This window comes from Sphingomonas sp. UYP23 (assembly GCF_054059235.1).
The window spans coordinates 13,396-34,966 of the sequence record NZ_JBSSBX010000002.1; the positions used below are offsets into that span (position 1 = coordinate 13,396).

Annotated in this window: 16 protein-coding genes and 3 pseudogenes; 13 read left to right on the forward strand and 6 right to left on the reverse strand. The window is 62.1% G+C overall.

The window, feature by feature from the left end:
• Positions 1-268 precede the first annotated feature (268 nt).
• Positions 269-1,261, forward strand: coding sequence for an amidohydrolase family protein (locus tag ACVWYO_RS23055; RefSeq protein WP_457355201.1), 993 nt, complete (start codon positions 269-271; stop codon positions 1,259-1,261).
• A 162-nt stretch (positions 1,262-1,423) separates the two neighbouring features.
• Here ACVWYO_RS23055 and ACVWYO_RS23060 read toward each other — a convergent pair.
• Positions 1,424-1,585, reverse strand: a pseudogene (locus ACVWYO_RS23060) (IS481 family transposase); the annotation flags it as partial.
• A 263-nt stretch (positions 1,586-1,848) separates the two neighbouring features.
• Here ACVWYO_RS23060 and ACVWYO_RS23065 point away from each other — a divergent pair.
• From ACVWYO_RS23065 to ACVWYO_RS23085, 5 genes and pseudogenes are all read left to right on the forward strand, one after another.
• Positions 1,849-2,301 (forward strand): MarR family winged helix-turn-helix transcriptional regulator, encoded by a 453-nt coding sequence (locus tag ACVWYO_RS23065; RefSeq protein WP_457355203.1) that lies wholly within the window; start codon positions 1,849-1,851, stop codon positions 2,299-2,301.
• A gap of 117 nt (positions 2,302-2,418) precedes the next feature.
• Positions 2,419-3,046, forward strand: a pseudogene (locus tag ACVWYO_RS23070) (recombinase family protein).
• Positions 3,046-4,744, forward strand: a pseudogene (locus ACVWYO_RS23075) (IS481 family transposase). Before ACVWYO_RS23070 ends, ACVWYO_RS23075 begins: the two co-directional pseudogenes overlap by 1 nt.
• A complete protein-coding gene (locus ACVWYO_RS23080) occupies positions 4,744-5,058 on the forward strand; it encodes a hypothetical protein (RefSeq protein ID WP_457355206.1) in 315 nt (104 codons plus the stop codon). Before ACVWYO_RS23075 ends, ACVWYO_RS23080 begins: the two are co-directional and overlap by 1 nt.
• The gene (locus ACVWYO_RS23085) at positions 4,994-5,677 is read left to right on the forward strand and encodes an AAA family ATPase (protein ID WP_457355208.1); all 684 of its coding nucleotides are present in this window, start codon (positions 4,994-4,996) and stop codon (positions 5,675-5,677) included. The genes ACVWYO_RS23080 and ACVWYO_RS23085 overlap by 65 nt, the downstream gene beginning before the upstream one ends.
• Positions 5,678-5,843: 166 nt before the next feature.
• On the opposite strand, the gene ACVWYO_RS23090 is transcribed toward ACVWYO_RS23085, so the two are convergent.
• Together ACVWYO_RS23090 and ACVWYO_RS23095 are read right to left on the reverse strand one after the other, a co-directional pair.
• Positions 5,844-6,080 carry a helix-turn-helix domain-containing protein gene (locus ACVWYO_RS23090; RefSeq protein ID WP_457355210.1) on the reverse strand — a complete coding sequence of 79 codons (237 nt, stop codon included), beginning with the start codon at positions 6,078-6,080 and terminating at the stop codon, positions 5,844-5,846.
• Between the two features lie 314 nt (positions 6,081-6,394).
• Positions 6,395-7,417 (reverse strand): glycoside hydrolase family 5 protein, encoded by a 1,023-nt coding sequence (locus ACVWYO_RS23095; RefSeq protein WP_457355212.1) that lies wholly within the window; start codon positions 7,415-7,417, stop codon positions 6,395-6,397.
• A gap of 83 nt (positions 7,418-7,500) precedes the next feature.
• Here ACVWYO_RS23095 and ACVWYO_RS23100 point away from each other — a divergent pair, with 83 nt between their 5' ends.
• Genes ACVWYO_RS23100 through ACVWYO_RS23115 form a run of 4 tightly spaced genes read left to right on the forward strand, consistent with a single transcriptional unit; the run spans position 7,501 to position 11,325 of the window.
• A complete protein-coding gene (locus tag ACVWYO_RS23100) occupies positions 7,501-8,688 on the forward strand; it encodes a cupin-like domain-containing protein (RefSeq protein ID WP_457355214.1) in 1,188 nt (395 codons plus the stop codon).
• A 2-nt stretch (positions 8,689-8,690) separates the two neighbouring features.
• Positions 8,691-9,893: an ROK family transcriptional regulator gene (locus ACVWYO_RS23105; RefSeq protein WP_457355216.1), complete on the forward strand. Its 1,203-nt coding sequence runs from the start codon at positions 8,691-8,693 to the stop codon at positions 9,891-9,893.
• Positions 9,894-9,952: 59 nt separating this feature from the next.
• Positions 9,953-10,510 (forward strand): hypothetical protein, encoded by a 558-nt coding sequence (locus tag ACVWYO_RS23110; RefSeq protein WP_457355218.1) that lies wholly within the window; start codon positions 9,953-9,955, stop codon positions 10,508-10,510.
• Positions 10,507-11,325 (forward strand): glycoside hydrolase family 16 protein, encoded by an 819-nt coding sequence (locus ACVWYO_RS23115; RefSeq protein WP_457355220.1) that lies wholly within the window; start codon positions 10,507-10,509, stop codon positions 11,323-11,325. Before ACVWYO_RS23110 ends, ACVWYO_RS23115 begins: the two co-directional genes overlap by 4 nt.
• A 6-nt stretch (positions 11,326-11,331) precedes the next feature.
• Here ACVWYO_RS23115 and ACVWYO_RS23120 read toward each other — a convergent pair whose 3' ends face one another.
• The 3 genes from ACVWYO_RS23120 to ACVWYO_RS23130 are packed head-to-tail and all read right to left on the reverse strand — an operon-like array spanning position 11,332 to position 15,691.
• Entirely contained in the window at positions 11,332-12,831 is a 1,500-nt protein-coding gene (locus tag ACVWYO_RS23120) for a tryptophan halogenase family protein (RefSeq protein WP_457355222.1), read from the reverse strand.
• Positions 12,828-14,213 carry a tryptophan 7-halogenase gene (locus ACVWYO_RS23125; RefSeq protein WP_457355224.1) on the reverse strand — a complete coding sequence of 462 codons (1,386 nt, stop codon included), beginning with the start codon at positions 14,211-14,213 and terminating at the stop codon, positions 12,828-12,830. Before ACVWYO_RS23125 ends, ACVWYO_RS23120 begins: the two co-directional genes overlap by 4 nt.
• Positions 14,210-15,691 (reverse strand): tryptophan halogenase family protein, encoded by a 1,482-nt coding sequence (locus ACVWYO_RS23130; protein ID WP_457355226.1) that lies wholly within the window; start codon positions 15,689-15,691, stop codon positions 14,210-14,212. The genes ACVWYO_RS23125 and ACVWYO_RS23130 overlap by 4 nt, the downstream gene beginning before the upstream one ends.
• Before the next feature lie 266 nt (positions 15,692-15,957).
• On the opposite strand from ACVWYO_RS23130, the gene ACVWYO_RS23135 reads away from it, so the two are divergent.
• The 3 genes from ACVWYO_RS23135 (at position 15,958) to ACVWYO_RS23145 (ending at position 21,119) form a co-directional block, all read left to right on the forward strand.
• On the forward strand, positions 15,958-19,047 hold the full coding sequence (locus ACVWYO_RS23135) for a TonB-dependent receptor (RefSeq protein ID WP_457355228.1): 3,090 nt from the start codon (positions 15,958-15,960) through the stop codon (positions 19,045-19,047).
• A gap of 218 nt (positions 19,048-19,265) precedes the next feature.
• The gene (locus ACVWYO_RS23140; RefSeq protein ID WP_457355230.1) at positions 19,266-20,705 is read left to right on the forward strand and encodes a GH1 family beta-glucosidase; all 1,440 of its coding nucleotides are present in this window, start codon (positions 19,266-19,268) and stop codon (positions 20,703-20,705) included.
• A 66-nt stretch (positions 20,706-20,771) separates the two neighbouring features.
• Positions 20,772-21,119 carry a hypothetical protein gene (locus tag ACVWYO_RS23145; protein ID WP_457355232.1) on the forward strand — a complete coding sequence of 116 codons (348 nt, stop codon included), beginning with the start codon at positions 20,772-20,774 and terminating at the stop codon, positions 21,117-21,119.
• Positions 21,120-21,571 lie beyond the last annotated feature (452 nt).

A 21,571-nucleotide genomic window follows, 5' to 3' on the forward strand; every position in this document is an offset into this window, starting at 1 on the left:
AGCGCTTCGATGGATTGGTTTTTCGATCTGCCTTTCGGCAGCGTCCAGCCGATCCAGCCAATATCGCGGGCAGGGGTTGCCCGAGCATTCGTCATGTTCGCGCGTGGAGACACTGCACGAGAGGCTGCGCCTTGGTCGACACGGCCGGAGCGACGCAAGCGCAACTCATCGGCGCGAAGCGCGTTCGGTTCTAACCCCGGCCGCATCCTATTGGAGAGACGTGCGACCGTCCGAACACTCCCGCTTTGCCAATATTGAAAGATCGATCATGCGGATCATTGCACTCGAGGAACATATTGTGACCCCGGAGATCGTAGATGCGTGGCGGCGGCTTGAACCGCAGTGGCGTGATCTCAGCTTCAGGGGCGTGTCGGAGGGTGAGGTTGGGAGAAGGCTGTTGGAGCTGGGCGCTGATCGGCTTGCGGCCATGGATGCCAGCGGCGTCGACGTTCAAGTCCTGTCATTAACCACGCCCGGGGTTCAGAATCTGGCGGTTGACGATGCCAAGCGCCTGCAGACGCAAGTGAACGATTTGCTCGCCGAAGCCGTTCAGGCGAATCCCCAGCGCTTTCAGGCATTCGCCACGCTCGCCACACCCGATCCGAAAGCAGCGGCGCTCGAGTTGGAGCGGGCGGTGACGAAACTCGGCATGAATGGCGCGATGCCGTTCGGCCGCACCCGCGAAAAAAATATGGACCATCCGGACTTCTGGCCGATCTACGAAGCGGCCGAGGCACTCGGCGCGCCGCTCTATATTCACCCACAATCGCCACAGCCGAGCGTACGAGCTGCCTATTATGACGGGTTTGATCCCCAGGTCAGTACGCTGTTCGCGATTGGCGGAATCGGCTGGCATTATGAGACGGGCATGCAGGTCATCCGCCTCATTCTTTCGGGGGTATTCGATCGGTATCCGAAATTGCAAATTATCCTTGGCCATTGGGGCGAAGTAATCCTGTTCTATCTTGAACGGATCGACGAAATAATGCGTGCGGCGGCAAGACTGCCGCGTACCTTTTCAGAATATGTTCGGGATCAGGTTCATATCGCGCCGAGCGGGACCTTGAGTCAGCGATATCTCCGCTGGGCCGTGGAAGTCGTGGGCGTCGATCGGATCCTATTCTCGGCCGATTATCCGTTTCTGCAAATTCCTGACGGAGGTGCGCGACGTTTTCTCGACGAGTCGACCCTCAGTGACGCCGATCGTAGCAAAATTGCCAGCGGCAATTGGGAAAAGCTCGTCACCAGCATAAAGCGCTGACACGAGTTTGCAATATCCTCAGCCCAACGTCAGAAATTGGTGAGGCAACGCGCGAACTCATTGGACGGCTCTACAACGTCACTCGAAATGCGATTTTTTCCCGAGGCGGCCATTTCCTGCTTGGGAAGGGCCTGATTTCTATGCGGACGATCTGCGTGGGCACGGTACGGCTGCGGCGACGTGCCGGAGAAAGTCACCAGCGATGCGCCAAGGGGCCTTCTCGTGCAGCTCCACAAAGGTAAACGTCGAGGTTCGGTCGATCGCCACTAACTCGTCGACCTTGCCGTGCTCGTTGCGCACCTCGGCTAGATCGACCTGGAAGTAGCACACCCGGATATAGCCGATGAGCAATGCGTAACCCGCCAGAAAAGACCACGGGCTTGGCACAAGATGGCGCTGGTTTTCACAACGGGTTTTCTTGCGGTTTTCAGCCCCCCGGAAGCGGCGCCGCCCAATCGTCTGAAACCGCTCGTTTTGCTTGCGGCACCGGTCCGGCATTCGTGGCAAATCCCCTACCAAAATTCGCGGAAAAGTGATAATGAGAAGCTTATCTCGACAGTTTGCCTTCATAATCTTATATCGTTTGCATGCCTGCTTCGGAAACAATTATTAAGGACACCCGCGCAGCGACGTTGGCGCACGACATTCGTGGGCTGGCAGGGAAGCTCAAGCGTCGGCTGCGCGAACAGTCGAATGTCGGTGACCTGACGCCGTCGCAGACGGCCGTGCTACTCCGCCTTGAGAAAGAAGGCCCCGCCACGACATCGCATCTTGCACGGGCGGAAGGGATGAGGCCGCAGTCGATGGGAACGGTCGTCGTCGCGCTGGAACGCGCTGGCCTGGTGCTCGGCACGCCGGACCCGTGGGACGGGCGGCAGACGATCCTGTCACTGACCGACGCGTGTAGGGATTGGATCGGCCAAGACCGCGCGGCACGGCAGGACTGGCTGTTCCGCACCATCCAATCTCGGCTTTCTCCACAAGAACAAGACCAGCTCGCAGCAGCGGTCGCCCTGCTCCAGCGTCTGGTCGATGACTGAACGATAGTTTCCGAGCAGACGCTTTTGAAAGGAATATCCGTGGCATTGACCGCGATCGACCCAAACACCGCCCTCATCGTTATCGACCTGCAAAAGGGCATCGTCGGCTATATCCGGGTGTCCAAGTCGGACGGCACGCAAACGCTGGAACGCAGCGCGATGCATTGCTCGCGGCCGGCATCGATCCGTCGCGCACCTATGAGGATATGGCATCGGGTCGCCACGATGCGCGGCCGGGACTCATCGCCTGCCTGAAGGCGCTCCAACCGGGCAACACGCTCGTCATCTGGAAGCTCGACCGGCTCGGGCGCGATCTCGCCATCTGGTGACCACGGCCGAGGATCTCCGGTCGCGCGGGATTGGGTTGAAGGTTCTGGCAGGTGCCGGCGCGCAGATCGACACGACGTCCGCCAACGGCCGTCTCGCCTTTGGCATCTTCGCGTCGTTCGCCGAGTTCGAGCGCGAGTTGATCGCCGAGCGTACTGACGCCGGCCTTGCCGCAGCGCGGGCGCGTGGTCGGATGGGTGGCCGGCCGCGCAAGATAAACCGGGCGACGCTGACGATGGCGATGGCGATGGCGGCAATGTCAGATCGGGGTGCCGTCGCGGCCGATGTCGCCAAGCGCCTCGGAATTACGACCACCACGCTCTATGTGTACGTCAACGGCGACGGCACCCCGAAGGCTCCAGGGCAGGCGTTGCTCGACGCCATTCCGCCCCGACAACTCCAAAGCCAGGCCGCGTAATGAGCGCGGGCGTCACGGTTCCCATTGAGGCGATCGTGACGCTCCGGCGTCGTTTGGCGGCGCTGCCGACGAGGCATCCAGAGCGGCAGCCGCTGATGGCATCGACTGCCGAACTCTACGACATCAGCCGCGCCACGCTCTACCGGCTGTTGCGCGGCGAGCGGCGTCCGAAGGACGCGCATCGGGCCGATCGCGGCCTGTTGCGCACCATGCCTGCCGGTGAAATCGAGTGGTGGTGCGAAGTCGTCGCGGCGATGAAGAGCCGAACGACCAACCGGCAGGGCCGTCGCCTTTCGACGAAGCGTATCCTCGAAATCGTCACCCAGCACGGCGTCGAGACCCCTGATCGCGGTCTGGTGAAACTGCCGCCAGGGAGGTTGGCGGCATCGACGCTCAATCGGCACATGCGACAACGCGGGTACGACACCGACCGAATGACGCGCGAGCCGGCCGCAGTGCGGTATCAGGCCGAACGCGCCAACATGCTCTGGCATTTCGACATGAGCCCGTCCGACCTCAAGCAGTTGACGGTTCCGACCTGGATCGATCCCGATCGAAACGGTGCACCAACGCTGATGCTGTTCTCTGTGGTCGATGACCGGTCGGGTGTCGTCTATCAGGAATATGCGCTCGTCTATGGCGAGGATGCCGAGGCGGCACTGCGCTTCCTGTTCCGTGCGATGGCCCCGAAGGAAGACAATCCGTTTGGAGGCATCCCGGAGAACATCCAGCTCGATGGCGGCCCGGTTGGTAAATCGAGCGTGTTCAAGCGGGTCATGGAATGTCTCGGCATCACCGTCACCCCGCACATGCCGGCAGGATCGGACGGACGCCGCACGACCGCGCGCGCCAAGGGCAAGGGCAAGGGCAAGGGCAAGGGCAAGGGCAAGGGCAAGGTCGAGCGCCCATTCCGCACCGTCAAGGAAGCGCACGAGACGCTGTACCACTTCCACGAACCCACCAGCGAAGACGAAGCCAATCGCTGGCTGGCGCGCTACATCACCACCTACAACAGTGGCGATCATCGTCGCAAGCCGCATTCCCGGATCGACGACTGGCTCGGACATCTGCCGGATGGCGGCATTCGCACCATGTGCAGTTGGGAACGCTACTGCGCATTCGCGCGGGAGCCCGAACGCCGCAAGGTCGGCCTCGACTGCCGCCTGAACCGTAGCCGGCGTCACCTACGAGGTCACGTCCGAAGTGGCCGGCGAAACCGTCGTCGTCTGGTGGGGGCTGTTCGACCAAGAGCTATGGGTCGAGCATGGCGACGAGCGGTACGGTCCGTTTGATCCGATCGGAGGGCCGGTGCCGCTGCATCGCTATCGCAAGCACCGCAAGAGCCGGCGCGAGGTCCGTGCGGATCGGGTCGATGCGCTGGCGACGAAGATCGGGATCCCCCGCTCGGTCCTGACGGGCGAGGACGATATCGTGGTGATCGGGCGGAAGCTCGCCGATGGGACCGGCCCTGTGCCGGCCCGGCCTTTCGCCGATCCAGATCCGTTCGCCGAACTCACTTTCGCGACGCCGCTCAAGGCACGCTTCGCCATATCCGAGGAACTGCGCCTGCCGCTGGGCGGCCTTTGCGAGGAGGACCGTGCCTTTATCGACGCGCTGCTCGCGCGCACGCTGTCCCGGCCCGAGGTGATGGATGAAATCCGCAGGCGATTCCCGCCCGGTCATAGACGGAGCGGCTGATGCAAACCGAGGTGATGCGCTATTACGGCTTGGCCCGGCCCCCGGTCGATCTCGGCTTCTTCGAGACCGAGCATCATGCCCAGCTCACCCATGATCTGAAGACCGCGATCACAGGCGGACGCCTGATCGCCCTCACCGCCACCATCGGCTCGGGTAAGACCGTGCTGACGCGGCGACTGCACGGAACTGGAGCGCGAAGGGCGCGTGATCGTCTCGCGCGCGCTCAGCCTGGAGAAGGCAAAAATATCGGTGCCGTTGCTGGTCGCGGCTCTATTCTACGACCTGTCATCCGAGAAGACCGTCTCGATCCCTAGCCAGTCGGAACGGCGTGAACGCGACTTGCAGGAGTTGTTCCGCAAGGCCAAGCGGCCGGTCGCATTGTTCGTCGATGACGCACACGACCTCCACCCCAAGACGCTGACCGCGCTCAAGCGCCTCGTTGAGCTTGTCACCGAGGGTGGCGGTCAATTGGCCGTGATTCTCGTTGGCCATCCGAAGCTGCGCAACGACCTGAAGCGCCCGCTGATGGAGGGAATCGGCGATCGGACCACCGTGTTTGAGTTTGGCGGCCTGCGCGATCGGCAGCGCGACTATATCGATTGGGCGCTGCGCATCGCGCTGTCGCCGGGCATCGAACCGGATGCTGTGTTGACCGAAGACGCCGCGATCCTGCTCGCCGCCAAGCTCAAGACCCCGCTCCAGATCGGTCGCCATCTCGTGCGCGCGTTCGAGGCGGGGTTCGAGGCCAGCGTGAAACCGATTGATGCCGCGACGGTCGACGGTGTGCTGTCACGCCAGATTGACGACCTCGAACCGCAGCTTACCCGCCACGGCTACGATACGAAGAGCCTGGCGGACCAGTTCGACGCGAGGCCGGCGGAGATACGGCAACTGCTCCGTGCGGGCTCGATCCGGCCCGCGCCCGCGAGCTGACCGACGATATGCGTGCGGCAGGACTTCCACTTTGACCGCCGTGTCCGCGATCCTGCGCCGGTTTCCGAATATCTCGCGTCCGTCGCACCGAATGTGATTTGCGTCTCACTGAACGTGCGTCTGCCGCATCGATCCGCCTCACGCAATGCGAGCCGGAAACCACCCTCTATTGCAGTTCCGGGTGATCATCATTGCGAGCCGCTACACCTAGTTCTGTCAACACCGGTCGGTGGCCGCTCCGGTCGAACAACACTACGCCTTGCGCAGTTTCCCGCGTCGCCACCGTCTGCCTGATCGCGGATTGCGCACCTCGCAACGCGCGCGCCGCCGCCGAGAAGCTTCCTGTGTTCTCGATCGTCACCAGCACCCAACGGCGACAAGCCGGCAAATTACTTTTTAGCATCGGATTGCTTGAGAACTTTGGCCCCGCACACGGCTCCCATATTTACCGTGAGCGAGGCCGTTCTCATTCGCAATCCACACAGCAGCGCGAGGACCCCGACTGACGGCGAGGGCCGCTCGAGGGCGCCATCGATCGCGGTGCAACTACTTTTCCGATTGCGATGTCTCATCGCGACGGCATTTGACGGCGTCTAACGTGATGCGGGTCAGTCCCGACGGACTACCAAAGCAAAGCGGGAATCCCCGCAAAAACAATGGCATTGTTCTCGTCGAGCGGCAGCCCACGGGCCCGCCAGCAATGATTGACGCCCGCGCTCAGTGCCGATCCGGCACGAGCGCCTGCCGGATCGGCTCCACCCAACGGCCGCGGTCGATGTCGTACAGGATGAAGTCGCTGTCGAACTGCCAGTACGCCCAGGGGAACCCGTGCGCCTCCGCTTCGCGACGAACCGTCGCGGTGTAGCGGGCACGCGCCGCAATCGGCGTGCCGCTTTTCTCATAGGCACCGAACTCGCCCATCAGCACCGGACGATCGTTCGCCTTCGACCATGCGCCGACCTTGTCGTAATCTGCCTTGATCCGCGCTTCGTCCGCAGGCGTGAACGGGACGTCCTTCACGCCAGCCATGTCGTGCGCCCAGGGCGCGCCTTGATGGGTGAAGCGGAACGGCTCGTACGAGTGGAAGGTGACGAGGATGTTGCGGTCCGCTTTTGGCAGCTCGAGCTCGTGCAGCTCCTCCAGATTGTTCGAGCGGCTCGGCCCAATCACCAGGGTGCGTGCTGGATTGGTGGCCCGAACCACAGGGATGAGCCTGTTCAGCATCGCGTTCCAGCGCGAATCGTCCAGCGGCGCGTGTGGCTCGTTGAGCAGCTCGAACAACACTGTGTCGGGCGCGTTTCGATAGCGCTCCCCGATCTGCGTCCAGAAGGCGATCAGCCTGGGCTCGCACGCGTCCGGAGCCTCCGAGCAGAGATTGAAATCGTGTTCGTCGATGATCACGCCCAGACCCGCCGCGGTCGCCTCCTTGACGACCTGGTCGAGCGTCGCAAGCCACTTTTGATCGAGCCGGTTTTTGGCATCCATGTGGTTGAAGGACTGGAGCACCACGCGGACGAAATCGAATCCGCCCTGCTTGATGATCTGGAAATGGCGCGCCTTGAACCGCGCCTCGGCCGGGTCACCCCAGAGCGGGTCGTAACCGAGAATGTTGACCCCGCGGCGCAGGCGTGCGGCCGTGCGCCACGCCGGACCCGACTTCGCCGTTGTAACTGAGGCGGGTTGCGCGGATGCCTGACCCGTCGCGATCGGACGGGCAGCAGCGGGCTCGGCGAGGAACATCGCGGAAGCAAGCAGCAAGAATGTGAACCGCACGGAGCTGACCCTTTGGACAATGGTGAAACGCGAGCCAGCCGGTAAGCGATGTGTTCGGTCCTGTCTTCCTGTCCCGCGCACTTTGTGACGTCGGGCACGGTTCCGCGCTGTTGGCGATGGCTCGACGGCCGAGCGGAACGGACACCGCGGTCTGTTTTAACGCTCGTTACCGCTCGCACTTCGCTTCACCCTCCGGTATCCCGCTCGACATGATGGCATCTCTTGAGCGCAACCAAGAATTTCGGCGAATTGACCGTCGTACGTTCGAGGACCAAATTTTGCCCTCGGCAACGCCGGCTGTGCTGCGCGGGCTAGTTGCGGATTGGCCTGCCGTCGTTGCGGGGCAGGAGTCGCCTTCGGCCCTTGTCGACTATCTCGGCCGCCATGACTCGGGAGTGGCGCTTTCCACCTATGTCGGCGCGCCCGCGATCCGAGGACGTTTTTTCTATACGGACGATCTGCGGGGCTTCAATTTCGATCGCGGGAAAGCGCCTTTTTCGGCCGTTGCGGATATGCTGCTCGCGGAACTCCATGGCGAAGTCGACGGCAGACCGTCCATCTATAGCGGCGCCGCTGCCGCGACCGACCACTTTCCAGGTTTTGCAGCGGAAAACCCTATGCCGTTGCTGGATTCGAACATTATGCCTCGCCTATGGATCGGCAATGCGATGTCGGTCTCGACCCATTACGACAATTCGACCAATATTGCCTGCGTGGCAGCAGGATCACGCCGCTTCACGCTTTTCCCGCCGGAACAGGTCGCAAACCTCTATGTAGGCCCCTTGGAAAATACCATCTCCGGGCAGCCAGTCTCTATGGTCGATCCGCTTGCGCCCGACTTGGACCGCTTTCCGCGCTACAGCGAGGCGCTGGAGCATGCGATGATCGTCGACCTTAAGCCCGGCGATGCGATTTTGATCCCCCCGTTATGGTGGCATCACGTTCGCGCGACGTCCGGCTTCAATCTTCTCGTCAATTACTGGTGGAACGCTCCGAGCGACGCTTCCGCGTTCGATGCGATGATTCACGGCCTCCTTGCCATTCGCGATCTGCCCCCCGGCGAGCGGGCCGCCTGGCGCGCCTTTTATAACCATTTCATTTTCGACGCCGATGAAGACAGCGTCGCGCATCTCCCCGAACACGCTCGTGGAATCCTCGGCGCGTCGAGCCGTTGGCGCACGGATACGATCCGTGATTTTCTATTGCGCGGTTTCTCGCGTGCGCGTCCCGGCAGATGATCATGAGCAAGACGCGCGGCGCGCGGCTGTCCGAGAGTCATTCCGGCACCAACCTCACGCGCGCTGGCGACTATAATCAGCGGGTCGTGCTGCGGGCTATCCGTTTGCACCGGGAGACGACCCGAACAGAACTCGCGGCGATGACGGGATTGAGTACGCCCACGATCGCCAACATCACGCGTCGGCTCGAGCGCGACGGCATGATCCGGGCGGCGGGGCGAGTCCAACAGGGGCTTGGCCAACCTCCGCTGAGGATTGCACTGGATCCAGATGGCGCGTTCGGGATCGGGATCGGGATCGATCGCGATCATCTCAGCTTCATCGTGCTCGACTTGGCCGGTGCCACCCGCATGACGGCCTCTCGCGAGATTGCATATCCCTCGCCCCAGGCGGTACGCGATTTCGTATCGGAGCAGCTGGCTGCCCTCACATCGACCGCTAATATCGACCCCACCCGGATCATCGGTGTTGGGCTCGCCGTGCCCGAACCGTTCAGCAAACCCGGCTTTCACAACCTGCCCGCCGATTACGCCGTTTGGAACCAGACCGATCCGCGCGCCCTTCTGGCCGATCTGTTGCGGTGGCCGATCCACATTGACAACGATGCGGCCGCTGCCGCCAGTAGCGAGCTGAATTTCGGGTGTGGGCGCGAATGCGCAAATTTCTTTTACATTCTCGTCAGCGCCGGGCTCGGCGGGGCAATGGTTATCGACGGGAGTTTCTATCGTGGCGCCAGCAGCCGCAGTGGCGAGATCGGGTTCCTGCCGGGTCGGTCTGGCGTGACAGCCGATCAGCCCATCGAGCGTCGGGTTTCCCTGTCGGCGCTCTACGATCGGCTTTCGGACGCGGGATGCGCCAGCGGCACGCTCGACACGCTGACCTGCCAGACGGCGCACGGAGCCGCTATCATCGATAGCTGGATCGACGAAGCGGCCGATTTGCTGACCGATCCGCTGGTCACCATAAATTGTCTGATCGATCCGCAGGTCATCGTCGTCGGGGGCCGTTTGCCCGAACCGTTGATCGATACGCTGATCGAACGGTTGAACGGCAGCATGGCGCGTTATGTGCACGCGCTTCCCTCGGTCGCTCCGGTCCAGCGCGCGAGAACGGCGTCTTTCGCGCCGGCGATCGGCGCGGCGCTGCTGCCGTTCAGCGCACAGCTCCTACCGCACGATGGGATCTTGATGAACGTTTTGCGATGACTTAAAAGAAATGAATATATTAATGGCCCATGCTTGGCACATTAGGAAAGGGGAGAGCAATGCGGATACTCTCGGGGGCTCTACTCGCGCTATCGCTGGGACTTATACCCGCCGGGGCGTCCGCGCAGGACAACGCAGCCATCCTGAAATATGCGATCAATGCGGCGGGCGCGACCTATAGCGCTTATGGCCCGACCCAAACCTCGAAGGTCGTGGCAGACAAGACCGTACAAGGCGGGCAGGCCTATCGCGTCGAAATCACCGCGGAAGGTCCCGAGGTCTATACCGATGGCGCCACGTCGCCGATCCAGAAAGCGATCGCCAAAGGGGACCGGCTGTTCCTGGCGTTCTGGGCGCGGGCGCCAAAGCTTGCCGACGGCAAGACGACGCCTATCCCGTTTGCGGGGCTGCAATTGGCGCAGGCGCCCTATACCCAGTTCGTGCTCGGATCGGTCGATGTCGGCGAAGCCTGGAAGCTGTATGAGATACGCGGTACCGCGGATGCAGATTATCCCGCCGGGCAGGTAAACGTGGCGCTGCATCTCTCCGCGGAAAAGGGCACGATCGATCTCGGTCCGGTGTTCGTTCTGGATTTCGGACAAGGGAAGCCAAAATGAGCGCTGCCATGTTTTTCTTCGCCTTGCAGGCGATGTCCGCGACGAATGTCGAAGTGGACTCGCCCATGGCCGCGACGCCAACGACGCCACCGACATGGGCCGATGAATTCGACGGCACGACAATCGATGCAGCCAAATGGCAGTTCGATACCAGCCGCAACAACCTCGGCTGGTACAATGACGAGAAGCAATATTACGCCGCCGACCGGCCCGAAAACGCCCGGATCGAAAAGGGCAGCTTGATCATCGAAGCGCGCCACGAAACCTTGTCGCCGTCGCGCTATCCCGATTGGGGCGGGCAATCTTACACATCGGCCAAGCTGATCAGCCGACGCCAGTCGGACTTTGGCTTCTACGAGATCCGCGCAAAGCTGCCCTGTGGGCGCGGCACCTGGCCGGCGCTGTGGATGCTGCCCGATGGCGGGACATGGCCGGATGCCGGAGAGATCGACATCATGGAGATGGTCGGTTGGGACCCCAACGTCGCGCACGCCACGCTGCACACCGCCCTGTTCAACCACAAGAACGGCACGCAACGCGGCGCGCAGATGACCGTGCCGACGGCCTGCGCCACCTTTCACACTTACCAGCTCGACTGGCAGCCCAAGTCGATCACGATCGGCATCGATGGGCACGCCTTCATGCGTGTCGCCGACGACCAGCCCGGCGGGCGGCGTGCCTGGCCGTTCACCAAACCCTATCGCATGATCCTCAACCTCGCGGTCGGCGGGGCGTGGGGCGGAGCCAGGGGGATCGACGATGCAGCGCTGCCGCAACGCATGGATGTCGATTACGTGCGCTACTGGAAGCGCTGATCCGTGCTATCCGGCGGCACAATGCCGCTGGATGAACGCGGCCTGGGTCGGCATCCCCGCGACCTTACCCCGGACGGCTTGGCGCATATGCTCGACCGCTTCGGCGAGCCACTCCTCGTCGAGCGCATCGACGATCGGATCATAGCCTTGCGGCGTGATCCCCTGGCCGAGCAGCACCGCCACCCAACTCGCCAGCGAGAACAATTCGTCGTCATACCGGAAGAAGCGCCCCTTGGCGCGGAACAGCTCGATCTTGCGCACCAGCGTCTCGGGCACGTCCATTGTCCGGACATGATCCCAGAACGGCGTGTCGGTGCGATGGGTCGCGTGGTAATGCAGGATGATGAAATCGCGAACGCTGTCATAGGCACCTTGCATCAGGCGATTATATTCAGCGGCTTCGACCGGCAGGAAGCGCCGGTCGGGAAACAGCGACAGAAGCTTGGCAATGCCGGTCTGGATCAAGTGAATTGAAGTGGATTCGAGCGGCTCGAGGAAACCGCCCGACAGACCAAGGGCAACGACGTTGCGGCTCCACAATCGCTTGCGCCGCCCGGTGACGAACGACAGCCGGCGCGGGGCGGCGAGCGGTTCGCCCTCGAGATTGGCGAGCAACGCCGCTTCGGCGGCGTCATCGTCGATATGGCGACTGGAATAGACATAGCCGTTCCCCGTGCGATGCTGCAGCGGAATGCGCCATTGCCAGCCCGCCGGCCGCGCCATCGCGCGCGTATAGGGAACGGGATCGCCGACATTGGCGGTCGGCACCGCCACCGCACGGTCGCACGGTAGCCAGTGCGTCCAGTCCTCATAGCCGCTTTCCAGCGCGCCCTCGATCAGCAGGCCGCGAAAGCCCGAGCAATCGATGAACAGGTCACCCGCGACGCGGCGGCCATCGCTAAGCAGCACCGCTTCGACAAATCCGTCGATGCCGCGCTGTTCTACCTTGGCGATCCGCCCCTCGACCCGCTCGACCCCACGCGCCTGCGCATAGTCGCGCAGATAGGCTGCATAGCGCCCGGCATCGAAATGGTAGGCATATGGCAGCGTGAAGGGCGAGCGCGCATCCTGCTCGCGCGAGAACCGCCCGGCGGCGGCAGCGACCGCACACGGCGCATACTGCCAGATGTCGGCACATTTGCGTGACTTGGCGAGCTTGAGGAAGAACTGGTGGAAGCTCAGGCCTTCGATATCCTGGCCGAACTGCCCGAAGGGGTGGAAATAGCTTTCGCCGATCTGCCGCCAGTCGTCGAAGCGGATGCCGAGTTTGAAGGTGCCCTGCGTCTTGGCGACGAAATCGTCCTCGTCGATGCCGAGCATTCGGTTGAACGTCGCGATCGTCGGTATCGTCGCTTCGCCGACGCCGACGGTGCCGATCTCCTCGCTTTCGACCACACGGATCCGGCTCTCGCCATTGCCGAGGAATTTCGCGAGCGCAGCGGCCGTCATCCAGCCGGCGGTGCCCCCACCGACGATGACCACGTCACGGATGCTTTGGTAGGTCATCGGGCTAGGCTTTCCAGATAGGTGCGATGAGTCGGCGCGGCGGCTACCGCGGACGCCAGTCGCTGACGGATCTGTGACAGCGTCGCCGCTAACTGGCGCGGTTCGATGACCTGCGCCACCGGGTCGGCGAGGCACGGGCGAACCCCGAGCCCGAACAACACAGCTTGCCAGGCGTCGCGTGAAAACCCCTCGCCATCGCGCTGCCGCCAGCGCCCGCGTGCGGCGAAGAGAGCGAGCGTGTCGGCCAGTTCTGGCGGCGGATCGCATGGGTCGCGGCGATGGGCGATCACGAAATCGCGCAGCCGGTCCACTTCTTCGTTGGTTTCACGATTGTAGTGCGCCAACTCGACGGGGGCGAAATCCCGCCCTGGCAAAGTGCTGACGAGCCGGTCGATTTGCGTGTACAAGAGATGTAGAGGCGAGGCTTCGAGCGGTTCGAGGGTCGCATGCGCATCACCGATCGCGACGACGTTGCCGACCCACGCGCGTTCGCGTCGACCGTTGCGAAAGCGACATTGGGCGGTGGGGGAAGCACCCAGGATCGTCGCCGCTTCACCGTCGGATAGCGCGGCGCTATCATAGATGACGGCATGATCGGTGCGCCGCGGTAACGCCGTGGTGATTCTCCAGCCCCCCGGCACCGTTGCGCAGCGGTCGAGCGAGGGTAATGCAGCGAGGGGCGCGCTGCTGACCTGCACGATCGTGTCGCACGGCAACCATTGCGACCAATCACGCCAGCAGCCATCGTCCAGTGCGCCAATCAACAATCCGGGCGCATTTGTCGCATCGATATAGAGGTCGGCGATCAAATCCGATCCGTCCTCCAGTTGCAGCGCGGTGACACGACCCTCCGCAACCACCGGCTCGCGCGCCCGAGCGGCCGTGACCGCAATGCCGAAATGTTCGGCGTAAGCCGCGAGGTGAGCGCGATAGGCTGCGGGATCGAGTTGCAGGCCATATCCGGTATCCGCAAACAGCGGATTGGAGTCGGGCGCCTTGCCCGCCAAGCCCAGTTGCGCGGCGGGAGAGTAAGCGTCAAAGCTCCCGGCCGCCGCCGACTGCCGCCAGGCGGTGACGAAGGGCGTGCCGCCGATCGGCGCACCGACGGGACCGAAGGCGTGGACATAGTTGTCGAACTGCGTGCCGAGCCGTAACGCAGCGCCGGTCCTTACGATAAGGCGGCGAGTGTCGATCCGCAGGTCGTGGTGGAAGTCGTGGACGGCAGGCGTCGTCCCACCAAGGCGATCGGCCAGACCAGCGCGTCCACCTGCCACCAGCGCCACGCGTACGCCCGGGATGCGTCGGGCGAAGGCGACAGCCGCCAACCAGCCAGCAACGCCATCGCCAACCACGGCTACCGTGCGGAGCGGTCCGCCGCTCATGCAGCGGCGCCGATGCGTGCGAGATAGGCCCCGTGACCCGGCATCGTCGCGACGGCCTGGGCGGTTTCGGCGCGGAGTTGTGCAAGCGCCTTGGCAAGCGCCGCGTCGTTAGGCTGGTCCGCACGCTGGTCATGCGACAGCGGTAAAATCCCCTGGCCAAGATAGACGGCGATCCAGCTCGGCTCGAGGAAAGCCCCCTCGCGATAGGTCATCACCCGCCCGCGCCGCCGGAACAAATCAATCTTCTCCGCAAGCGACGGTGGGATTTCCATCGTGCGGACATGGTCCCAGAACGGCGAATCGTCTCGGGTGGTGGCATGGTAATGCAGAATGAGGAAATCGCGGACGCGGTCATACTCCACTCCGAGCACGCGGTTGAACTCGTCGCGGTCGAGGTCGCTGTCGCCGTCTTGCGGAAACAGTTCGATCAGCGCGGTAATCGCGGTCTGGATCAGATAGATGCTGGTCGATTCGAGCGGTTCGAGAAACCCGCCAGCCAGCCCGATGCCGACGACATTCTTGACCCATGCGCGTTCGCGTCGCCCGGCTGTGAACCGCAAGAAACGCGGCTCAGCTTGCGCTGCGCCCTCGATCGCGCCGAGCAGCGCGTCGGCCGCGGCAGAATCCTCGATATAGCGCGACGCATAAACATAGCCGTTGCCAACCCTGTGCTGCAACGGGATGCGCCAGCGCCACCCGGCCGACATCGCGGTGGCGGTGGTGAAGGGGGAAAGCGGCACATCTGCTGGAGCGCACGGGAGCGCGACCGCACGATCGCACGGCAGCCAATTCGACCAGTCGTCGAACGGCTCCCGCAAGGTCTGGCCGAGCAAAAGTGCGCGAAAGCCCGAGCAATCGACGAACAGGTCCCCGTAAATGCGCGTGCCATCCGTCAAGGTGATGGCGGTGACGTCCCCAGTGACCGGATCGCGCGTCACGTTCACGATGCGCCCTTCGGTGCGCTTCACGCCGCGCGCTTCGGCGCGCGCGCGCAGGAACGGCGCGTAACACGTGGCATCGAACTGATAGGCATAGCCGAAGGTCGAGAGGAGCGCCGCTGTGTCTTCCGCCGGACGCTCGAATTTCGAATGTCGCGCAGCCATGATCGGCACCGAAAAGGCTTCGATATCCGCAAGACCGCCAGCCCGTCCGAGATAATGATGGAAACCGACGCCATCGGTATCACGGCCGAAACCGCCGAACGGATGGATGTAGCTGTCGCCCCGCGCACGCCAGTCGCGAAACTCGATGCCGAGTTTGAAGGTAGCGCCTGTCGCCTTCATGAAGGCGGCTTCGTCGATACCGATCCGCGTATTGAACGCCCGGATATGCGGCAGCGTCGCTTCGCCCACACCAACGATACCGATTTCGTCGGACTCCACCAGATGCGTCTCGACACTGAGCGGATCGAGCAGCGCACTCATCGCTGCCGCCGTCATCCAGCCTGCCGTTCCGCCACCGACGATCACAACCTTCATTGGGTTCTTACGCCTAAGACATGCAAAGTCGCCATCGTTCGCTGCTCTCCTTCAGGTTCGATAGGTAGGCAAGTGTGACTGATCTGCAACATATTAAGGAAAATCAAAACTCTTACCTTTTTGAGAGCTAGATTTGCGATTGTTCAACGCAGAAAACATTCTAACCGATGCTCACACCGCAGTAGTCCGGGACAAGGTCGGCGTGATTTCGCGATCGGCTCTGGAGGGGAAATATGATGCAGTCACCTATCGCTCGCCGAACACACATGGTTGCCCGCTTACTTGGATTAGGCGTTTCCGCTGCCGCGCTTTCCGTAAGCAGCCATGCGGTAGCCCAAATCGCAACGCCCCCCGCCGCAGACCCCCAGGCCGGCGCCTCGTCCCGGAGCACTGATCCTACCACACCGCCGGACGACGCTGCGGTGGACATCGTGGTCACCGGAATTCGGTCGAGCATCGCCACGGCGCAGAATATCAAGCGCAATGCAGACACCGTGGTTGATGCAATCAGTGCGGAGGACATTGGTGCGCTTCCTGATCGTTCTGTCACCGAAGCATTACAACGCGTGCCGGGAGTATCGATCAGCCGGTTCGCCGGCGCGACCGATCCCGATCATTTTTCGGCCGAGGGATCCGGTATCGTTATTCGTGGCCTAAATTATGTCCGATCCGAATTTAACGGACGCGACAGTTTCTCGACCAATGGCGGCCGAGGATTGAACTTCGCGGACGTCTCGCCGGAGCTGTTGGGCTCTGTCGAGGTATATAAGAACATGACGGCCGACCAGATCGAGGGGGGGATTGCGGGCACCGTCAATCTCAACACGCGCAAGCCGTTCGATAGCAAAGTGCCGGTGCTCTATATTTCGGCGGACATGAACTATAGCGATCTGGCCAATCGCGGTGGTCCTGCGGTGTCTGCGCTGTACAGTCGCAACTTCAACACCGGCATCGGTCGTTTCGGCGTTCTGGTCGGAGGGTCCTATTCGCAGCTGTTCACCCGCTCCGATGGTATTCAGGTGACGAACTTCCAACAGCGCTTCAACGGCAGCAGAGACGTAAATGGCGACGGCATCGCTGAGACGGACACCTTCCCCGGCCTGGCGCCGGGTCAAGTGGCTTATGCACCGGTCGGCGCGGGCATCCGCACAGAGGAATTCAACCGCGAGCGCATCGGCGCGGCGGCCGCTTTGCAGTACCAGACCAATGACGAGTCGTTGCTTGCTACACTGCAGTTCGTCCGCACGGACGCGCGCGAAACGTGGGGCGAGCACACGATGGAGACCAACCCAGACGCTGTCGATCGGGCAACCTTCCCCGCAGCCGGCACCAACTATGCTTTCGATGCAGACGGCGTATTCCGCTCGGGCACGATCACATACGATCGCGGTTATACGCCTCCGGGCGGTGAGCAGTTCGGGATGGAAACCCAACTCTCCAATCGCGGGGTGAAGACGCGCGCAGTAACCGACGATTTCGGCGGCAACATAAGGTGGAAGGCAACCGACCGCCTCTCGTTCAATTTCGACGGCCAATATGTCCATTCGACTGACGAGCAGACCGATTTTTCCGTCTTCGGATCGACCTTCGCCAATGTCGATCTCGACCTGTCGGGCGCTACCCCCAAGGTCGAATTCCTGCGACCGTCGGGCACGGGCTCCAACGCAGCTTATTTCGCCGATCCGGCCAATTCGTTCTATCGCGCGGCGATGGACCATTTCGAGCAGAATGAGGGCCACGAATGGGCTTTCCGCGGCGATGCGACTTACGACGTTGGGGACGGTTTCTTTAAAAAAGTGAAGGTCGGCGCACGCTATGCGGATCGCGATCAGACGGTGCGCTATTCGCTGTATAATTGGGGGGCGCTATCGGAAGTCTGGGCGGGATCCGGCCCCGTTCACTTTTCCGACACATCGCCTGCCAATTACGGGCTTTACAGCTTCGACAACCTGTTCCGGGGAAGCGGTACGGCTGCGAATGCCAATTACATCAACGGCAACCCCGCAACCAATTACGCCGCAATCGCAGCGCAAGCGCAGGCGATCAACGCACAATGGGTGGCAATGGGGGGGCAACCCGGATTTATACCGGCCGGGCAGCGGCCAGGCGTGGTCCCCGGCACTAACTTTCTGCCTTCTGAGATTTACGGCAATAGTGAAACCACCGAGGCGGCCTATGCCCGGCTCGATTTCGGCACGCAGGGCGGCAGCTTTCTCGGCGGCGTCAATCTGTCGGGAAATATTGGCCTGCGCTACGTCCGCACGATCGACAAGGCGAACGGCTTCTTCACGTTGCCGACCAATCAGCAGCTTATCGGCGGTTCGGCGTCGGCTGCGGTGTTCTGCGCCGATCCGATGCAGACCAGCCCGTTCTGCGCGCTGACCGCCACGCAGCAAGCAAGCCTGCTGACCTTCTCGAATGGTGCGTCTACTAACCAGTCGACCCGCAACGGGTTTGACCACTGGCTGCCGAGTTTCAACCTCAAGGTTGGCCTCACGCCGAAATTATTGACCCGCTTTGCCTATTCGAAAGCGATTTCACGGCCTGATTTCGGGCAGTTGCAGAGCACCATCCAGGTTCAGCCGGCGTTCGGCATCACGCCGTTCCGGCTCGATGGCGGCAGTCGCAATTCCAACCCCAATCTGCGCCCGGTCGAAGCCAATCAGTTCGACCTTACGCTCGAATGGTATTTTGCTAAGGTAGGCTCGCTGACCGGCGCGTTGTTCTACAAGGACCTCACCAATGTCATCGTGTCCGACGTGACGCAGTCGCGCGCGGTGACCAACAACGGCGTCACGCAGGACGTGCTGTTCATCGGACCGCAGAATGCGCCTGGGCATAGCTATGTGAAGGGTTTCGAACTTTCCTATCAGCAAACTTTCGATTTCCTTCCCGGCTTGCTGTCAGGGCTGGGAGTCCAGTCAAACTACACCTTCGTCGATCCGTCGAGCGTTCCCAACTCACTTGGTGGCATCGCCGCGTCACCCACGACCTCGGTCAACATCGGCGCTTTGCCACTCGCGGGTCTTTCAAAGCATACAATCAACGGCGAGATCTTCTATGAAAGGGGAGCGCTCTCGATGCGGGCCGCCTATAACTGGCGCTCGAAATATCTGTTGACGGTGCGAGACGAGATCGTGCCGAACCTGCCGATTTATTCCGCCTCGTACGGGCAGCTTGACGGTAGCATGATCTATTCTGTCAACAATCATTTCAAGATCGGTGTACAGGGCGTCAATCTGCTCAACTCGGTTACCAAGACGCTTTCGGTAATTGACGCCAATGGTCTGCTCGCACCGCGCAGCTATTTCGTCAACGACCGTCGTTTTACCCTGACGACACGCATGAAGTTCTGACCACCTGACGTTGCCGCCCACCACCTGCCGCCCCTCTTTCTCCGAGATCGTGAGGGCGCGCAGATGGTGGGGCGGTCGTTTGTCCTGGCGATAGCTTGATCACGCGCCCCTGTCGCGTTACCGCTGGCGAGCAACCGCATTGCGCCGACATGGCAATGGTGATTTTACGGCCTCGCGTCCAAAAACGCAGCTAATCAAGACAGATATGGAGCGACGCGATGGATCGACGGGACTTCTTGCGAGCAGGCGGCGCAGCGAGCGTCGGCTTTGCTGCGAACGCCTCGCTCACCCAAGCGGCGGGGGCTCTAGTACAACCGCAGGACCTGAGCTTTCCCAAGGATTTCGTTTGGGGCTGCGCAACCGCGTCATACCAGATTGAGGGTGCGGCCACAGAAGACGGTCGCGGAGCGACGAATTGGGACGTGTTTTCGCACACCCCCGAGAAGGTTGCCAATAACGATACCGGCGACGTGGCTTGCGACAGCTATCATCGCTACGGCGAGGACATCGCGTTGCTTAAGGATCTTGGTGTGGGCGCCTATCGCCTGTCGCTGGCCTGGTCGCGGATTTTCCCGGAGGGGCGTGGCCGCCCCAACCAAAAAGGTATCGATTATTATAACCGCGTGATCGACGGGCTCCTGGCCGCCGGCATCACGCCTTATGTCACGATGTTCCATTGGGACCTGCCCCAGGCGTTACCCGGTGGCTGGCAGAATCGCGACACCGCCCACGCCTTTGCAGACTATGCCGGTTTCATGGCGGGCAAACTGTCCGATCGCGTTCACCGTTTCATGACGGTGAACGAGTTGCGCTGCTTTACCGATCTCGGGCACAGTCAGGGTATCCATGCACCAGGGCTCAAGCTGCCGCCGCGCCTAGTGAATCAAGTCCGTCATCATGGCGTCCTCGCGCATGGCCTGGGCGTACAGGCGATTCGCGCGCACGCGAAGGCGGGGACCGAGGTCGGCATGGCCGACAACGCCAATTTCTTCGTGCCCGTCATCGAAACGCCGGAGCATATCGCAGCGGCAAAAAAGGCAGTTCGCGAAGAAAATGCGATGTTCCTGACAGCGATCATGGAGGGGCGCTACAGCGAAAGCTACCTCAAAGACGCTGGCGCCGACGCACCGCGGGTCGAGCCAGGGGACATGGCGGCAATCGGCAGCAAGCTCGATTTCGTCGCGCTCAACATCTATACGCCAACATACGTTAAGGCCGATCCGGCGTCCCCCAAGGGCTACACCGCGTTGCCGCATCTCGCTTCCTCGCCGCGCATGGCTTCGCCCTGGCTCTATGTCGGGCCGGAGGTCGCGTATTGGGCGGTGCGTACGGTCAGCGAATTGTGGGGCCCCAAAGCCATCTACATTTCGGAGAACGGTTGCTCTGCCGATGATCCGCTTAACGCCGCGGGAACCGTCGATGATTCCGACCGAATCATGTATCTGAGGAACTACCTCACCGAATTCCGGCGCGCGGCGGTGGACGGCTATCCGCTCAAGGGGTATTTCCTTTGGAGCCTGATGGATAATTTCGAATGGGCCGACGGCTATGCCAAACGCTTTGGCATCCACCATGTCGACTTCGCGACTCAAAAACGCACGCCGAAGCTGAGCGCAGGCTGGTACAAGGAATTGATCCGCCGCAACGCCTTGGTTTGACATGCGTCGGCCGGGAGGATTCCCCCGGCCCGAACGCCGTTCGAGAAGCACCGCGACGGTGCGCGCGTGCACAAGCGCTATCATGCACCGGCGACGCCTTATCAGCGGTTGCTCGACGATCCGCGGGCGTCCGATGACACACGGACACGCGTGCGTGCCATTTTTGCCAACCTCGATCCGGTCCGCTTGCTGCGCGATATCAGGGCAGGCCAACAACGGCTGGTCGCCCTTGCCGACACGGTCGGCCCGGTAGCGGTGAGCGAACAGTCCGCGGCCCCACCATTGGACGCGTTCCTCTCTAGCCTGCAAACGATATGGCAGAGCGGCGAGGCGCCACCGACCGCATTCAACAAGTTAGCCACCAAGCGCGGTCGTCGTCGTCCCGATCCGCTCATCGAGGTGAGCGAGCATTGAAAGTGTTGGTTCGAGCAGGAGCCTTGGCGCACCGGGAGGGAGCTGCTGGAAAAACTTCAGATCGAGCGGCCCCACAATTATCCCCATAGCCTGATCCGAACGGTCCAGCGCCGCCTCAAAATCTGGCGATCCGAATACGCCCACGCACTGGTGTTCACTCATTCCGGGCTGGCAGCGGCTACAGCCACGGGTACGGCAATGCCCGTGCCAACGCCGACGCCGGCGGAGGGTTGATGGGACGCTGCTCCGCTTCGCCTACGGCTCCGCTCCACAGCGTCCCATCAACCAAGGATGTCGACCCCGCCTGGCGATCGGTGTAGGGGAACATTCCGGTGAGGCAATAGGATCACTGCTCGGGAACATCTTCTGGTGGGGCAACACGGTTCTCATCCAGATCGCCGCGCCGCATTCGCCCAAAGCAGCAATGCGGTCACGAAGTCTGAAAGGTGCGT

What these genes read in the sequence shown, in the direction of transcription:
- ACVWYO_RS23055 (WP_457355201.1), top strand. Translation starts at nt 269, where the DNA reads ATGCGGATCATTGCACTCGAGGAACATATTGTGACCCCGGAGATCGTA.
- ACVWYO_RS23065 (WP_457355203.1), top strand. Translation starts at nt 1,849, where the DNA reads ATGCCTGCTTCGGAAACAATTATTAAGGACACCCGCGCAGCGACGTTG.
- ACVWYO_RS23080 (WP_457355206.1), top strand. Translation starts at nt 4,744, where the DNA reads ATGCAAACCGAGGTGATGCGCTATTACGGCTTGGCCCGGCCCCCGGTC.
- ACVWYO_RS23090 (WP_457355210.1), bottom strand. Translation starts at nt 6,080, where the DNA reads ATGCTAAAAAGTAATTTGCCGGCTTGTCGCCGTTGGGTGCTGGTGACG.
- ACVWYO_RS23095 (WP_457355212.1), bottom strand. Translation starts at nt 7,417, where the DNA reads ATGTTCCTCGCCGAGCCCGCTGCTGCCCGTCCGATCGCGACGGGTCAG.
- ACVWYO_RS23105 (WP_457355216.1), top strand. Translation starts at nt 8,691, where the DNA reads ATGAGCAAGACGCGCGGCGCGCGGCTGTCCGAGAGTCATTCCGGCACC.
- ACVWYO_RS23110 (WP_457355218.1), top strand. Translation starts at nt 9,953, where the DNA reads ATGCGGATACTCTCGGGGGCTCTACTCGCGCTATCGCTGGGACTTATA.
- ACVWYO_RS23115 (WP_457355220.1), top strand. Translation starts at nt 10,507, where the DNA reads ATGAGCGCTGCCATGTTTTTCTTCGCCTTGCAGGCGATGTCCGCGACG.
- ACVWYO_RS23120 (WP_457355222.1), bottom strand. Translation starts at nt 12,831, where the DNA reads ATGACCTACCAAAGCATCCGTGACGTGGTCATCGTCGGTGGGGGCACC.
- ACVWYO_RS23125 (WP_457355224.1), bottom strand. Translation starts at nt 14,213, where the DNA reads ATGAGCGGCGGACCGCTCCGCACGGTAGCCGTGGTTGGCGATGGCGTT.
- ACVWYO_RS23130 (WP_457355226.1), bottom strand. Translation starts at nt 15,691, where the DNA reads ATGAAGGTTGTGATCGTCGGTGGCGGAACGGCAGGCTGGATGACGGCG.
- ACVWYO_RS23135 (WP_457355228.1), top strand. Translation starts at nt 15,958, where the DNA reads ATGGTTGCCCGCTTACTTGGATTAGGCGTTTCCGCTGCCGCGCTTTCC.
- ACVWYO_RS23140 (WP_457355230.1), top strand. Translation starts at nt 19,266, where the DNA reads ATGGATCGACGGGACTTCTTGCGAGCAGGCGGCGCAGCGAGCGTCGGC.